The following is a 15,411-nucleotide window of genomic DNA, read 5'->3' on the forward strand; positions in this document are numbered from 1 at the left end:
GATCCCGATGGCTGATTTAACAATGGCTAACCTTTCATTCAGCGAAGGGCAGATCTTTTATTACGAAGAGCATGAAAACCACTTTTACATAGAATCTGTGGCGAATAGAGAGCCCACAGACATTCTGTATTGTGTGCCCTTTGATACTGAATCGCGAACCCCCCTATCAGATTTACCTCCACATCGGTTCAAAGCCAGTGTTGTGACCAAAGCTATGTGGGATGGACAGGCTGAGTTTATCGATCCTACTGCGGCTCAAGCAGAACCTATTTCACCGACCAGCAAGCAACAAGCGCGAATCGACATGTGGGTCGAGTTCATGGAAATTCTCAAAACAGACAACTATGGACGACTTCCCCGCGCAAATGACGCTGTCAGTAAAGCAATACAAAAAATGAACTGGGTGAAATACAACTATCAAACGCCCAGCCTTTCAAATTGCCAAGAAAAGATTAAACGGTACGACGAGGCTGAGCAGCAAGCGCGAGCATTATGCCCACATGGCTCACATGCAATGACAGGCGCATCAAAAGTAGCACCTGCGACCGAAGAGTTGATGTTGAACTATCTTGACGATTATTTCTTAGTTCATAAACCAAAGCACAACGTAAATCCCGCTGAAATCTATCGACAATTCAGCGAAGAATTTGAATCACTACATCGCAAGCATCCTGCCCTATATCCCAAGCTTCCGTGCATGGAAACGTTCTATAAGCGCATCCGAGCGTTGGATAAAATCGTCGTGGCAATGAAACGCCTTGGCGATAATGAAAGAAAAAAATTACAGCGTCAGCGTAAGACAGAGTTTATTGTGGACAGGATCCTTCAACGTGTCGAAATTGATGCCGTTCATGTGTCGATGGGGATCATCAAATATGTCGACAATGGCAGAACGCAGAAAAGAATTTATCGTGGCCGTATTGTTCTTATGCTGGCTATTGATGTTTTTTCTCGGGCTATTATTGGTTACTCCTATCACATCGGCAAGAAGCCGGGCGAAAACGCAGACCTTTCTGTTGAGTGCTTCAAAAGTGTATTGATGCCAAAACGTGGGGAGCTTGATTGGCCTATTTTTGGCAAACCGATGTATGTGGTCTCCGATGGCAGCACTGCTGCCGCAGGTAATCAACATCATGAGGCGGTGACCTCGACCGGTGCAATCCATATCACTACCCAAACAGGTCAACCATGGAAGAAGCCCTTCATTGAGCGGCTGATAGGCACGGTTCGCAAGGAGTTTTTCGGTAAATTAGATACCTACTTGGGAAGCAAGGTATTCAGAAACCATGACCACCTCAACAGTGATGATGCAGTTGAAAAAGTGGTGCTGCAAAAAGGCAAAAAGCACTGTTTTACAGAAGAAGAGTTTTTAGAAAGACTGGAACACTATATCACTGAAATTTATAATAAAAATCCACACAAAGGTCTTGGAGATAACTCCCCTCTTGAGGTCTGGAAAAAGTCGGTCAGCAAAAATCAATCCCACTTTGTGACACTGCCCCGCGAACACTCAGCCTTTACTCGCATGGGACTCTACTTGAAATCGAGAAAAATCTACTCCGATGGGTCGGTGCGAGTAAAAAATGCACTCTACTCCTCACCAAAGTTAAAGTCGCTGTACGGCACAGTTAGCGAGATTGATATTTATTATTCAGATGTCAATGTAAGGCATGTTTCATTTATGCATAAAGGTAAATGGTATAGCGCTGATCTCTGCCCCGCGAATTACACGCCGACTGATACGGACCAGCGCAGTGAGCTTGATTATTGTCGTGACAATCAACATGGGCCGAAAAAAACAAGCAGCAGAAGAAAGAGTTACGAGCCGGAACCCGCCCTGCATGTGGTTAAGAAATCAAGCTCCAACGGCAAGTCTGATGGTGTTACCCAAGACAAGGTACAGAACATTTCTCTTGATAGTAATACTGCAAAAGCGGACATAGAAGCTTTGGAGGCAGAACGGCTGAAAAACCTTCCACCTCAGGCGAAAAATATCAATCCGGTCAGCGTGACGGAAGACGTTACTAAAACTAAAACCACCGATACTACAAGTAGAAAACGCAATATTGGGAAAAAACTATGACACTTTTAGACAAATCGGTGCTACTAGAGAGTTTGACCGTCTCTCAGGGCTCACTGGAGAAGGACCTAGATACCCTGAAGCTCGAACTGGATAAGATATTGGCCTCTTCAACAAAAGGCCGAGGGGTCGTCATAAGCGGTGAATCTGGTTCCGGCAAAACAACATTACTGAAAAAATTCATTGAACAGATCCGAAATGAAGTCAGTGAGTCGAAGGCATTTGAAATTGTGTACATGGAAACGCCAAGCAACCCGGTTGGTAAGGATCTATTTGAGACCATGCTTGAGGCCGCTGGTAGTCCTTTCGATTCTATCGAGAAACTATCCAGACTCAAAGAGCGTCAACAGCAACGCGAAATAGAAACCTTAATTAAAAACCGTAATATTCGGGTTTGGGTTCTTGATGAGTTTCAGCAAGCCACTGAAAAGTGGGGAGATAAAAAAATACGTCAAACCGCTGACTTTTTGAAGCTTATACTCAATAACTTTCCCATACTGCTTATATTCGCCGGAACCGATAAAGTTAGGAGACTGTTGGAAAATGAACAGTTTGATTCCCGCGCTACCCCGATAGAGAAACGTCCGGTCACAATCAGCAATATTTCAGCATGGACAGAGTACCTAGATTATCTTGCGACGCTGCAAGAGTACGCAAAAATCGAAGGCATCAAATGGGACGATCCGAAGATTGCGCTTTCTATATTTTATGATTCTCGCGGCGACCTCAGAAAAATCACAGATATCCTTCAGACCGCACTGCTACTAGCGCATAGGAGTGGTGACAGCAAGTTATTCAAAAAGCACTTTATAGAAGCATGGAAGCCGCGATATAGGCACTCTGAAAACGAAGAAGTGTACTTTAAAAGCAATACCTTTGAGCAGCCACTAGAAAAGCTCATGGATGCCTTACGTATTAATTACGATGTCGATGCATAGTATGAACAATAGCAGTATCTACGGCGCCATCGCTCGCATTGCCGATTTTTACGGTATGTCCTCGGCGGTAGAATTGCTGAGACGGCTAAACATTCCTGCGCCAAAGACACCCATGGACTACTCAAGCGAGCTAATCGATGCCGTGATGAGTAACGCAACAATCTGTCACGATGCAAAGCGTTTTATGCCATGGCTAACAAACACTATGGTATGTGAGGAACGCTATCCGGCAATCGCATATAGTAAAAAATTCAGAGCATGTAAGCATTGTCTCCGGGAGGGTATTCTTCACCAAGAATACTGGCAGAAGATTCATTACACCCATTGCTTAACACATTCCGTTCCCCTTACAGATAGTTGTGTTCACATCTATGCCGATAACGACTGGGAAGAAGATGAGATTGGTTGCAAACAGTGTGTTTACGATGTGGAGTCAGCCCCTACCCCACACTACCTTCGGCATTGGGACTCTTTTACGGATAAAGCTCAGGCGGATGCTTTTGTACAGCAATTGCTTAATATTGCTGAGCTGATGATCCGTCCCTTCGACTTTTTTGATGCACAGATAGCATGGGACAAACTTTCTATATCGGAAACAACATCCATCTTAGAAAACGCTTTTATTCTTGCTGGGAAACCTGAAGCCACAGCTGTTTGGACGAAACTGGTAACTGATCATCGCGCGTCGGTAGCTTCGTTAGGAAATACGGCTTTAATGTATGGCTTAGACAAAGTTAAATCCGCGCTTCGCCGCGTGAGTTGGGATACAAGCGATACCGACATCAATATTGCGACGATACTAAATCACTATCATACCCAGCATGACAAAGGGCTATTGCGCACGAGATACCACATTGGCGACGAAGATTCGGGTGACGCAGTTTCTTTCAAAGCTTCGGGAGCTGTGATTGGCACTATTCTGGATGTCGATAGCCGGGGATTGACAGAGCTGGTGAATAACAGAGTTTTACCTGTCAGGAAAACCTCAGCTCGTTTTGACAAGCTTATCTTTGACGTAAGAGACGTAGCGAGCGCAGTCCGAGACATTTTTGTGTTTCCCTTACCGGGGCACGTCCAAGCCGTATCTGTTGCTGGAACAAGTCAGAAAGTGCTTGATACCTTGTTGCTGGATACTAAACGAATAACGACAGCGTTGATTTCAGGACGACTGAAAGGTTATTGGGCAATAAACTCGACAGAGTCACTTATCAACCGTTCTACAGTATCCGCTAGCAGCCTTGCTGAACTGTTCGAGCATGAGCTTGAAAATAGCGACCATTTATCAATTGTAGTGACAGCAAAATTGCTGGGTATTCAAACGACCGGAGTAAAAGGACTGGTTCAACGCCAACTACTCAGGTGGGCGCCTTGGCAAAGAACATGTGCACAAGTGGTCGATATTGAATCCATAAGAACATTCTTTGAGAACTATATTTGCATTAATCGCGAGGCAATCTTAAAGGGTAAAAACGTAACAGCCATCGTCGACGATATTTTTAACTGCTGCGGAAAGTCGCCTGATGTCAGGTTCAACGAGTTCAGAGACCCAACCACGGTTGTACTATATAAAAAGGCATCATTGGCCCCATGCTGCTCTGTCTTAGCAACTAACCAACTGGAGGCCCTGAAGAAGGTTGGTGTAGACCTATCTAAAAAAGTTAAACGCTTTGCGAATGCAGCGTAGCTGATCCGGACATTGAGCAGTTATTCGGACAGGCAGCTGTGAGTGATTGCAGTTCATCGCACCTATAGAAATGTAATCCAGACATTCATTCGAATCCACCGAGTTCTTTTGACTCGACGAACAGGAGTAACGCTTCAACACTTCGAGCATCATCTTCACGAATTATTTGCGCGGGAGCTTTACCAGCGAACCCCGATAAAGAACTAGTTGTAAACCATCGCCAGTGCTCGGCCGGAGAGTCAAACCAACTTTTCACTCTGTCAAAAATTGTCAACACGGCCTGCAATCGCCTATGCGAAGCCTCATCTTTGCTGTTCTGCAAGACACTGGGACTTATCCCTATTGACGAATAGAACTCGGCTTCACTAATCCCTGCCGATGAGATGATTTCTTGTATTTGCTTTCGGTTTTGGAAGTCCAATTGAAAATTCGACGGATCGTATTGCCATACTTGAATTATAGACACGTTAATCCACGATTGAAGCACTCTACTGATATCAATATTCGTTGGTGGCGACAAGATATAGCCGAAGATGCGGCAGCGGGACTCAAACAATTCCGCCTTCGAATTTACCGGCGCGATTCATTGTGTCATTTTGGGGGGAGAGGTCACTAATCACATTACAATGCAAGACCACATTAGAAGCGCTAATCTTGTAGACTACTAAATCAGATCCCCTAAATTGCATGGAAGTTACTGATGGAAAAAATGCACCACTTAATTCCTGCATTTCGCTGGACCAGAATGGGATGATTATTCCTGAAGTTAGCAACTACAGGAGAGCAACCATGACTTCAAAGAAAACAACCAAAACAGCGACACCTATGACAGTTGAAGCGGCACAGCGAATACAAAGCGCAACTGCCACCGCTAATGGAGGGAAAGTCCCCAAAGGAAGCTTCGCTGCAAGAGCTATGAGTAAAGCTGCCAAGTCAAAATCGTGAATGGATTCAGGAGGGGCTAATATGGCCCCTCAAACGGAAATAGGATGAATACTCGACATGACTATTTTTAATGAACCTTATCCAAATATCGGGATTGTTTTACAGAAAATAGCAGGTCTAGCTGATACCAGCAGATTAGCATTCAATAACAACAATAAACGGTATCGTAAAGATGAAGACTATGGGGCTAGAAAGACGGTGGATGCCGCTGTACTCCAAGACTCCATCGAGCAGTTGTTTTTAAAACCACTAAGCAAAACAGTATCAGATGAGTTTGGACGATACTTTGCGGCTTACGTGCGCCTTGGCCTATCAAACTACATAGAACTCATGAAGCACGTGCCGATGGAAGCTATTGAGCGCAAAAGGGTTGTGGAAATGCTAAACCTTCATCTATTTGTTGAGTCACTAGCAAGCTTAATCTGGCAGCTTGGTAGAGAACAGATGCAAGCCAACGACATCCCTGCGTTTTATTTCGAAGAAAATCCAATTCAAACTCTCATTCGTTTTTACGAAACTCAAGTTTGTTCAGGCGGCCCTAACTTTAATCAATATTTTGAAGAAAATATTCGCACCGCAACGAAATGGCGTTCAGGTCATGAGATCCCAAATATTGGCAGCTTGCAGAGCATTGCTAGGTGGGCAACTTTGTCCAGCCCAGATGCCGCAGATGAAGATAAACAAGCTTTATTTTTATGCCGCTTCATCGCCGCTTTTCACAAAAAAACACAGTATAAGTATGTAGAGCCATTGAGGCATGCCATTGCCTTTAGGTTAAAAAATGGCACCGAACCGCAGATATACCTCCACAACCTGTTTCGTGAATTCTATGCACAAGAAATACAACGGTCAGACTTACATGATTTGGCAACCTTTGCCCTGCAACTACACCAAGAGTTGAAGCGGTCATCAGGAAAACCAGAAGGAAGCTACAAAGAGCTAACTGAAAAAGTGAACTTTCTTAATGACCTAATGTTGCGACATGGTGTAGAAGCACAACTCGATTACCATTGTGAGTGGTTTAGAGGGCGTCTGGCGATATTGAGCGGTGACATTGAGAACGCAGGAGATCACTACGCCAATGCTGTCGAAAAATCTTTATATAAAGCAGGTAACAACATTAGGGACTTATTAAAAGAAGCTTTAGCGGTAAATGCCATTCAGAAGAAACCCTACAAACCCACTTTAAAAAAATTAAAAAATCGCGCTCTTACATTCTACCCCAAAATAATAGAACCCAAACTGAGGAATCTTCCGGTAACAGTTACAGATGAGGATATCTTCGAGTGGCGATTGTGGTTCATTGCCCGATTTCCAAAACGTGGTTGGTTCAAAGAAGGCATCCCGGTTTTGGAAAGGAGGGTGCAAGAAATGAAAATTAGAGGTTGTGATAAGTAAGTGATAAAGCTTTGGTGGCACTGGCTTGTTTAATCACTTCCGAGAAAAAGGCAAACTGTATTTTACAGCAAGTTTGTTAGCCGAAGACCTAAGACATAAGGAAAATAGTCTGCTCGAACACGATCGTTTGCGAACGATGGCAACGTGTGTCATATTATGACAATAAAAAGATAATTCTGTTTAAATAACAAACGATTCCAGTGCTTGTAGATTTTTAGTCGGATTCCGGCTTTTAAATAGAATACTTTTTTCCTCCCTAATAGATTTTCATCTCTAAGTTATTGATATTGCTAATAGCGGATTCCAGTCATGGAATGGAACCGACATGTGTGTAATAACTAAGATAAGTGCCCTTTCCGACCGTAATGGCCTATCAGTCGCAAACCATGAGCAAGTTCATCGAAGAAAAATGACGGCGTTTTCAGCGGCCAACTATACTGGAACTAACTTCACTGGAGATACCTCAATGCACCGCCGAAATTTTCTCACTGGTACAGGCCTGCTCGCTGCTGGCAGTTTAATGGGACTGAATTTATCAGCATCTGCCAAAGCGGCAGAAACAGCAGGTAAAACTGTCATTGCTCAAGCCGATTGGACTACTTTACGTAATCTGTTTTCGCTGACTCATGACTACATTCATTTGGCGACGTTCTTACTGGCGTCTCACCCAAAACCTGTGGCTGATGCCATAGCCGCTCACAGACAGGCTTTTGACGAAAATCCTGCTGATTACTGGCATGAACATTTTGAAACTATCGATCACCGTGTATCAGCTTCGGCGGCAGCCTATATGGGTGGAAAAGCTGAACAAATTGCCCTTACGGACAGCACTACTATGGGTCTTGGGATAATCTACAGTGGTTTAAAATTAGAGCCAGATGATGAGGTGATTCAAACCGTACACGATCATTATTCTACCGATTTATCGCTACAGCTAAGGGCTGAGCGAACAGGAGCGAATGTTCGCCGTATTAAACTCTACGAGAGCCCCGAGAATGTCAGTATTAATGAAGTGATTAACAATATTTCAAAGGCGATTACAGATAAAACCAGAGTATTAGCAGTGACCTGGGTGCACTCCTCTACCGGAGTTAAGTTGCCGATTAAGGATATCTCAGAAGTTGTCGCCCGCACGAATCAAAGCAGAGCTGAAAAGGATAAGATTTTGTTTTGTGTAGATGGTGTACACGGCTTTGGTATTGAAGACGTCGACATTGAAGCACTGGGTTGTGACTTTTTTATTGCGGGTACGCACAAGTGGATTTTCGGCCCCAGAGGTACCGGAGTCATTTGGGGTTCGGATCGTGGATGGTCGAGAACGACAGCGGTTATTCCGAGTTTTAGTCGCTCATATGATGTTTGGCTTGGAGGCAGTACTCAAGATCAGGTACCCGTCGGTGAACACATGTCACCAGGCGGATTTCATTCATTTGAACACCGCTGGGCACTGCCTCAGGCTTTCGAACTGCATTTGCAGCTTGGTAAGGCTCAGGTTCAAAAACGTATCCATGAATTAAACCAGCAAACCAAAGAAGGCTTGGCCAAGATGTCTCATGTGAAGCTTTATACCCCCATGAACCCTGACTTGTCCTCTGGGCTGGTGTGTTTTGATGTGGATGGCATCCCTGCGAATGAGGTCGTAAAGAGAGTGCATGATAAAAAAATCATTATGAGCGCTACGCCCTATCGTCAAAGCTATGCGCGTTTTGCACCCGCCCTCATAAATAATGAAAGAGAGATAGATGCAGCGTTAGAGGCTATCAGCAAATTAGCCTGATACTGCCAGGTTCAGTTCTGGCAAGAGAGGTATTGCAACGCTTTTCTTATAGCCAGGGCTAGGGCCAGCGAATGTTTTGCTCACTTTCTAGTGACGTCACAACAGTGGAGTCGGCCTCATTGAGTAAACCTTGTATCTCTGTTGTAGAGAGCTTTTCGACTTGTGATAACCGGGTTGATATTGATTCGATACCCACGAAACAGTTTCGACCGCTGCGCTTTGACGCATACAGACAATGATCTGCCAGCTTAAGCAACGTCGAAAACTGACCGGCCGGACCATGTTCAGAAATGACTAAAGGAAAGCAGGCAAAACCAACCGAACAAGTCACATCCAGCGAACCAGGTGACATGTCAAAACTGGTATCGCTCACCGCCGTTAGCAGTCGAGCGGCAATGTCCGTAGCTTCCCTTCTATCAGTCTGTCGGGCCACACAAACAAACTCTTCACCACCCCAGCGAATCAGATAGTCGGATTCACGGAACACACTTTTTAACCTGGCTTTAAGCTGTATCAACACACGATCCCCGCCGTCATGCCCGAAGCGATCATTGATCTGCTTAAAGTGGTCCAGATCGAGAATAAAGAGGATCAGGTCGGCGTTTTTTGGTAAGGCCTGCTTACCTCTGTAATGATTTTCATAAGCTCGTTGGCTCAGATCCAGGTCGCTGTGTATATGCTGTTCAACGTATAAACGGTTGTTTAATCCGGTTAATGAATCGCTTAGGCTGAGGGCTTCCACCTTCTCATAAGCATCACGGAGCTTCTGGTTAGTATTTTGAAGTTGCTCGGTTCGCTCTTTGACAAGTTTACTGAGACGGCTATTCAGTCGCTTTCGCTGATAACCGCGGTAGCCAAGCAACACAAGGATAAAACCGGCGATTAAGCCAGTGATAATCCATTTTCGCTGATACTGTTGTCTTTCCAGCTGAACATCCTGCAGTGCCCTCTCCTTTTCCAGCAAGGCGTTCTGTGCTCGTTCTTTACAAATTCGGTTTGTGCCTGCATGGCTGCTATTGCTGCGACACGCTTCTCATTAAGCAGCTTGTCATCCAAGGCCTGCTTTCGTTTTAGTGACTCAAAAGCGTTTTGCACCTCATCGAGGCGTAAATACACTTCGCTGCGCTGTGCTTCGAGTAGGGCTTCATCGCGTAATTCGTTATTGAGCCTGGCCAGTTCAAGCCCCCGCTCTATGTAATTCAACGCTTCAGCGTAACGCTCTTGTTTAAAACTGACATCCGCCAGCATCCCCAGGGCATCCAGCTCCAGACTGCGGTACTGACCCGCCCTGGCACGTTCGAGAATCTCAAGCAATTGAGCATAGGCGCTGTCATAGTTGCCTGTATTAATATCGACCTGAGCCATAGAGCTCAGTGCCCAATCTGTATCTCTAGGTGCCTGGATCTGTTTGAAGAGCCTTATGGCCTCAAGGATATGAGTCCGCCCGTCTTCATGCTTGCCCAGATGCGAAAGCATGTAGCCCACTTTATTGTGGCTATAGGCCATATCTTTAGGGTTGTTGCGTTCGGTATCCATTTTCAGGGCATCCTGAAAGAACTCCAATGCCTTTTCATGGTCTCCCATGACTCGATACAGATCGCCGAGATTATAGATGCCCGTTGCAATGCCACCGCTATCGTCAAGCTGGTAATCAATCTCCAGAGATTTTTGGTGGGCTTGCAAGGCTTCTTCAAATTGTCCCATTTTTTCCAGCACCAGACCGATACTGTTATAGGTATTGCCAATTGAGACCAGATCATTCAGTTGCTGATAAATCTGCATAGAAAGATATATGTAGCTAAGCGCCTGGGGATAGTCAGTCTGGTACCGATAGGTCAAACCAAGTTGACGATAACTGTCGGCAAGCCATTTTCTCTGTTTAGCGTCCTGAAAGATGGTAATGGAGCGATTGAGGTAGTCCTGGGCCAGACTATACTCGTTGCGTTCCATATGGTTTCTGGCCAGAGCAAAAAAGGCCCGGCCCTGAAATAATGGATTGTCAGATTGCTCTGCCTTACTAACCAGTTGTTGAGCCAGCTCGTCAGCGCGATCCATCTGCCCCTGCTCACGGGCCTGGGTTACCTGATTGTAGAGTGTATCGATTTCGTTTTCGGAACCAGCCGCGCTGGCATGACTAGCGACCCAAATGGTCATTATTAGCAGCGATTGTATGGTATGTATGAATCGCAACGGGACAGGCCCCGGCAGAAAAAATGTAGGCACAACTCTACCCTATTCTCGCTGACGGTCACAGCGGTTATGAGGGTGGTTGTACCTGATGAATGGTTACGCGTTACCCTTAACCACCCTTGGCCCAGGCCGCACACCAACCTTTATTGGCAACCAGTTTATTCGGGAACAAGGCGCAGGGTCGCCAGTCTTTATCAGCCTCCCCTTGAATATGCATGCAATTCGAACAGTCCTGCCCATCTTTTGTAGATTCATGCACGTACTGAAGTGCCTTAGCACTCGGATTATCCAGGCTGAGCTTTTCCTGAGCTCCGGCTCTGAGGCTAATGCCCCCTGTGGTCAGGCCAATAAGCGTAGCGCCTGATATTTTAAGAAAACCGCGTCTGTCAATATTCGACATGTTTTCACCTCTGGTCTGTTGAGAAAGAGAATAATTGTTATTTATCAGCCCCCTGAAACAACAAAGGCCCGTCACATGACGGGCCAATGAGGGACACACACCAACTTATACTAGCAGATGCGCATTATGGATCGATTTGCAGTACCACTTCGCCCAACTTAAACAAAACACACTCCCCTGGCTGCATCTTTTGCCAGTGCTCGTTATTAGTCAGTGGCTCTGTGGCTATAACCGTCACCACATCATTGATGGTTGTGTGCTCAGAAAAGTCGATATCGACATCAATGTCTGACAACCGTGCCACGCTGAATGGTGCACGTCGGGTAATCCAATGCAATTTCGTTGAGCAAAACGCCAACAAATAATCACCGTCGGTAATCAACATATTAAAGACCCCGCGTTGATGGAGCTGCTTTGTTTTTTTGCTGAGAAAGCGAAAAGCCGCTTTGCGGTTCGAAGGACGATTAGGATAACGCTTTGCCAATTCGCTGAGTAAATAACAAAACGCCCTCTCACTGTCGGTGGTGCCAACCGGGGTATAGCCAGAGCATGGCAAATCCTTGAAGGTACTGAGCTGTCCATTGTGTGCATAGGTCCAGTACCGTCCCCACAATTCACGGGTAAAAGGGTGAGTGTTCTCCAGTGCAATACGTCCTCTGTTGGCCTGACGGATATGGGCAAGTACTGCACAGCTTTTCATTGGATAGTCGGAAACCAGATCGGCTATCTGAGAATTGTGACTGGGATTTGGGTCCTTAAAGGTATTGACCCCTTTATTGTTGTAAAAGGCCACACCCCAGCCATCTTTATGAGGACCTGTCCGCCCTCCCCGTTCACGCAGCCCTTTGAAGCTAAAGCAAATATCCGTTGGCACATTGGCCGACATTCCCATCAGTTCACACATTGTAATCTGGCGCTATCTAGGTAAAAACGGTTGGATAGACTATACCCTAGGGCATTCACAGCCGCCAAGCACTGTAAGAGAACATGATATGCCGCGTCGCTAATATGCTGTGCTGATGGGGCAAAGCACATACATCCTCTAACGCTAAGGGACATATGTGCCACTTTCTGTGATGTCGCTAGCTTTCTCTCGCGGTGTAATGCCGGCTAATCAATCAGATCTTCGGAATCTTTTTGCAGGATAATCATTAATACCACCGCCATTTGGATTGAGTACCAGAAAGCCCCCTCCAGTGCTGTGCTACCGGTTGCTGTTTGCCACATCTGGAAGTACGCACCGCCAATGGCGGAAAACAATCCTAACCACACCAAAATGGCGACCATTAAACCGATCGCAGCAAAGTGTTTTGCCTTATGAAACGTTGCAGCATCACGCTTCAGTGCTCTGAACATGTCATAGGCCCCGCGGAGGATAAGAAAGCCGGCGAGCAGTTCAAACAAAATAATCAGGCCTAAGATAAGCCAAATCAGGCCGTCCGTGGTGATAGATGGGCCAATACTTTGGGGGTAAAGTTCATGGCCTTGCATCGAGACCGTCAGTTTGACGAAACTAAATGCAGCATCCAGGTTCATGAGGTTTTGCAGCCCATACAGCAAGCAAAACAGTGAGGCGAAGGCCACTAACAGGGTTTTTAACAGCCGCATAGGGATATCCTTATAATTTATGTCTCCTGCACTGTTCAATTTAGCAGCTAGATCAATGCTTTGCACTTTTTCGTTTAAATGAATTAATTATGGATAAGGCTTTGATTTAACCCGGGGGTGTCTATTATTCTAGGCATCATCACTGCGCCATAGAGAAACCGCAACATGGATTTTATCTGGATACTGTTCGCCTTCGTTTGTGGCCTGGGCGTTAAGCTGCTGCATTTCCCGCCACTAATCGGTTTCCTTGCCGCTGGCTTTATTCTGAATTTCGCAGGTTTTCAACCTGCCGACAGCCTCAATACTCTGGCCAATCTTGGGATCACGCTACTGCTGTTTACCATCGGGCTTAAACTCAACATCCGTGATCTGTTAAAGCGAGAGGTCTGGTTAGGAACCGGCGGCCACATGCTTGTGTGGTCGGCGCTGGTGTGCCTGTTTTGTATCGGCCTGAGCTCTGTGGGTCTGGCTTATCTGGACATTTTAGACTGGCAGTCGGCGGCATTGCTGGGCTTTGCATTGAGCTTCAGCAGTACAGTGTGCATCGTAAAAATGCTCGAAGAAGCGGGTGAAATGAAAACCCGGCACGGTAAAGTGGCCATCGGCGTGCTGGTTATGCAGGATATTTTAGCAGTACTGTTCTTGGTGGGCGCCACAGGTAAAGTGCCATCCGTGTATGCTATCGGGCTGCTGGGGTTGCTGCTGATAAAACCGCTTCTAAACCGCCTGGTATCCATGGCGGGACACGGTGAACTCTTGCCCCTGACCGGATTTTTTCTTGCCCTTGGGGGCTATGAACTGTTTAACCTGGTCGGCATAAAAGGCGACCTGGGCGCTTTGCTGATGGGTATTCTGCTCAGCAGTCATATCAAGTCTGCCGAACTGAACAAGGCATTGTTGAGTTTTAAAGACCTGTTTTTAATCGGTTTTTTCTTATCAATCGGTTTTACTGCCCTACCCGATTTACAGATGGTAGGAATAGCGCTGCTGCTTTGTCTTATCCTGCCACTTAAGTTTATTTTGTTCTTCTTTATTTTCACAGGTCTGAGGTTACGTGGACGTACTGCTTATTTATCAGGCATGGCGTTATCTAATTTCAGTGAGTTTGGTCTGATCGTCGCAGCGTTGTGTGTTGAGCAGTCCTTGCTGAGCAAGGAATGGCTGGTGATCCTGGCGCTGGCTGTCTCATTTTCCTTTGTCATTACCAGTGTTATTTACCGTTACGCTCATACCGGATACTCCCGATATCAGAGTCTCATAAAAGGATTCGAAAAATCGCGGCGCCTGCCAGAGGATGTCTATCAGCAACCAGCCAACGCAGAAGTGTTGGTCGTGGGCATGGGACGTGTCGGTAAAGGGGCCTTTCTTGCCCTGAGTGAAGTGCTCGGTGAACAGGTCTGGGGTATGGACGCCGACCGGGACCGCGTAGAACGGCAGCAGGCGCTGGGTATGCAGGTGATGCTGGGGGACGGTGAAGATGCGGACTTATGGGATAATATGGATCTCCGCGGCACTAACCTGATTCTTCTTGCGCTGCCCTCCACTGAAGATATACGACACATTCACGATCAGTTGCGCAAAGCCGGTTACAAGGGGCAGTTGGCGGCCATCGCTCGCTATGAGGATGAGCGTATTGAAATGATTCAGCATGGTATCGATCACGTATTCAACTTTTACACCGAGGCCGGTACCGGCTTTGCCGAAGAGAGCCTGCAATTACTGAAAAAAGCGGCCTGACACGATTATTGTGGGTAGTGAGTATGGAAGTCCAGCTGGCGAAAAAAGGAATTACCATCGCGGCTGAATTCCATGACCAGCTTCCAATGCATGCTGGGTTCTCTGCAACTTCCAAGAAAGCTCATGCCAGTAACCGGGGCTTGTTGACGATCAAGAAACACCACTGTTCGTCCCATATACATGTTGACCCCCTCTATATGGGCGGATTCCAGGCGATACTGATCGGGTACATAGAATACAAAATTCAGCGGCTCCTCAATTGGAACGGGGCGTGGTGACAGGCTTACCCGGCCCCACTCGGCGCCAAGTTTGAATTCACAGTCAGATTGATCCAGGACGCAATGCCCTTCGTTCACAGAAGTATTCTTGCCTGGGTTTTGCAACCAGGCGGAGAGACTGAATAGGGCTATCAGCACCACCGCACTTAACACCATATAAAAGGATTTGGTTGCCGGCATAATGTTGTGTTTTGGTTAACAAATTAGCGCATCAGTGTGAATTATTGACCGGGATCAATCAAGGTTCAGATAGTCTATCTTTTTGGGGGTAAAAACTTTATCATTTGCGCCCGAAGTCCAGTCATTTACAGGTGAATTATCAATCGCTTAATTCATCTGTTTATTGGCGAAATCTGTTTTGTTTTCTAAGGTTGTC

The 15,411-nt window shown here is 46.1% G+C and carries 13 protein-coding genes; 7 read left to right on the forward strand and 6 right to left on the reverse strand.

Annotated elements, in window-relative coordinates; all coding sequences use genetic code 11:
• The first annotated feature begins 7 nt into the window (after nucleotides 1–7).
• The 6 genes from CCY32_RS01150 to CCY32_RS01180 all read left to right on the forward strand — a co-directional run bounded on the left by CCY32_RS01150 (nucleotide 8) and on the right by CCY32_RS01180 (nucleotide 8,822).
• Nucleotides 8–2,083, forward strand: a complete 2,076-nt coding sequence (locus CCY32_RS01150; protein WP_088328532.1) for a DDE-type integrase/transposase/recombinase — start codon at nucleotides 8–10, stop codon at nucleotides 2,081–2,083.
• Nucleotides 2,080–3,018 (forward strand): TniB family NTP-binding protein, encoded by a 939-nt coding sequence (locus CCY32_RS01155; protein WP_088328534.1) that lies wholly within the window; start codon nucleotides 2,080–2,082, stop codon nucleotides 3,016–3,018. Before CCY32_RS01150 ends, CCY32_RS01155 begins: the two co-directional genes overlap by 4 nt.
• Nucleotides 2,984–4,702 carry a hypothetical protein gene (locus CCY32_RS01160; RefSeq protein ID WP_141096156.1) on the forward strand — a complete coding sequence of 573 codons (1,719 nt, stop codon included), beginning with the start codon at nucleotides 2,984–2,986 and terminating at the stop codon, nucleotides 4,700–4,702. Before CCY32_RS01155 ends, CCY32_RS01160 begins: the two co-directional genes overlap by 35 nt.
• Nucleotides 4,703–5,389: 687 nt before the next feature.
• The gene (locus CCY32_RS17065) at nucleotides 5,390–5,647 is read left to right on the forward strand and encodes a hypothetical protein (protein WP_141096157.1); all 258 of its coding nucleotides are present in this window, start codon (nucleotides 5,390–5,392) and stop codon (nucleotides 5,645–5,647) included.
• 57 nt (nucleotides 5,648–5,704) lie between these two features.
• A complete protein-coding gene (locus tag CCY32_RS01175) occupies nucleotides 5,705–7,045 on the forward strand; it encodes a hypothetical protein (protein ID WP_088328542.1) in 1,341 nt (446 codons plus the stop codon).
• Between the two features lie 466 nt (nucleotides 7,046–7,511).
• The gene (locus CCY32_RS01180) at nucleotides 7,512–8,822 is read left to right on the forward strand and encodes an aminotransferase class V-fold PLP-dependent enzyme (protein ID WP_088328544.1); all 1,311 of its coding nucleotides are present in this window, start codon (nucleotides 7,512–7,514) and stop codon (nucleotides 8,820–8,822) included.
• Between the two features lie 58 nt (nucleotides 8,823–8,880).
• On the opposite strand, the gene CCY32_RS01185 is transcribed toward CCY32_RS01180, so the two are convergent.
• The 5 genes from CCY32_RS01185 to CCY32_RS01205 form a co-directional block, all read right to left on the reverse strand.
• Entirely contained in the window at nucleotides 8,881–9,786 is a 906-nt protein-coding gene (locus CCY32_RS01185; RefSeq protein WP_168171399.1) for a GGDEF domain-containing protein, read from the reverse strand.
• Entirely contained in the window at nucleotides 9,705–10,976 is a 1,272-nt protein-coding gene (locus CCY32_RS01190) for a tetratricopeptide repeat protein (RefSeq protein WP_088328547.1), read from the reverse strand. Before CCY32_RS01190 ends, CCY32_RS01185 begins: the two co-directional genes overlap by 82 nt.
• Nucleotides 10,977–11,121: 145 nt before the next feature.
• Nucleotides 11,122–11,412 carry a high-potential iron-sulfur protein gene (locus tag CCY32_RS01195; RefSeq protein WP_088328549.1) on the reverse strand — a complete coding sequence of 97 codons (291 nt, stop codon included), beginning with the start codon at nucleotides 11,410–11,412 and terminating at the stop codon, nucleotides 11,122–11,124.
• Nucleotides 11,413–11,536: 124 nt separating this feature from the next.
• Entirely contained in the window at nucleotides 11,537–12,316 is a 780-nt protein-coding gene (locus CCY32_RS01200) for a class II glutamine amidotransferase (protein ID WP_088328551.1), read from the reverse strand.
• Nucleotides 12,317–12,522: 206 nt separating this feature from the next.
• The gene (locus CCY32_RS01205) at nucleotides 12,523–13,020 is read right to left on the reverse strand and encodes a DUF2165 family protein (protein WP_088328553.1); all 498 of its coding nucleotides are present in this window, start codon (nucleotides 13,018–13,020) and stop codon (nucleotides 12,523–12,525) included.
• 165 nt (nucleotides 13,021–13,185) lie between these two features.
• Between CCY32_RS01205 and CCY32_RS01210 the strand changes: the two genes are divergently transcribed.
• Complete coding sequence (locus CCY32_RS01210; protein WP_088328555.1) at nucleotides 13,186–14,757, forward strand: cation:proton antiporter; 1,572 nt, start codon at nucleotides 13,186–13,188, stop codon at nucleotides 14,755–14,757.
• Nucleotides 14,758–14,762: 5 nt separating this feature from the next.
• On the opposite strand, the gene CCY32_RS01215 is transcribed toward CCY32_RS01210, so the two are convergent.
• Complete coding sequence (locus tag CCY32_RS01215) at nucleotides 14,763–15,215, reverse strand: hypothetical protein (RefSeq protein ID WP_088328556.1); 453 nt, start codon at nucleotides 15,213–15,215, stop codon at nucleotides 14,763–14,765.
• Between the last annotated feature and the right edge of the window lie 196 nt (nucleotides 15,216–15,411).

It is taken from the genome of Lacimicrobium sp. SS2-24, assembly GCF_002201535.1.
Taxonomy (GTDB): Bacteria; Pseudomonadota; Gammaproteobacteria; order Enterobacterales; family Alteromonadaceae; genus Lacimicrobium.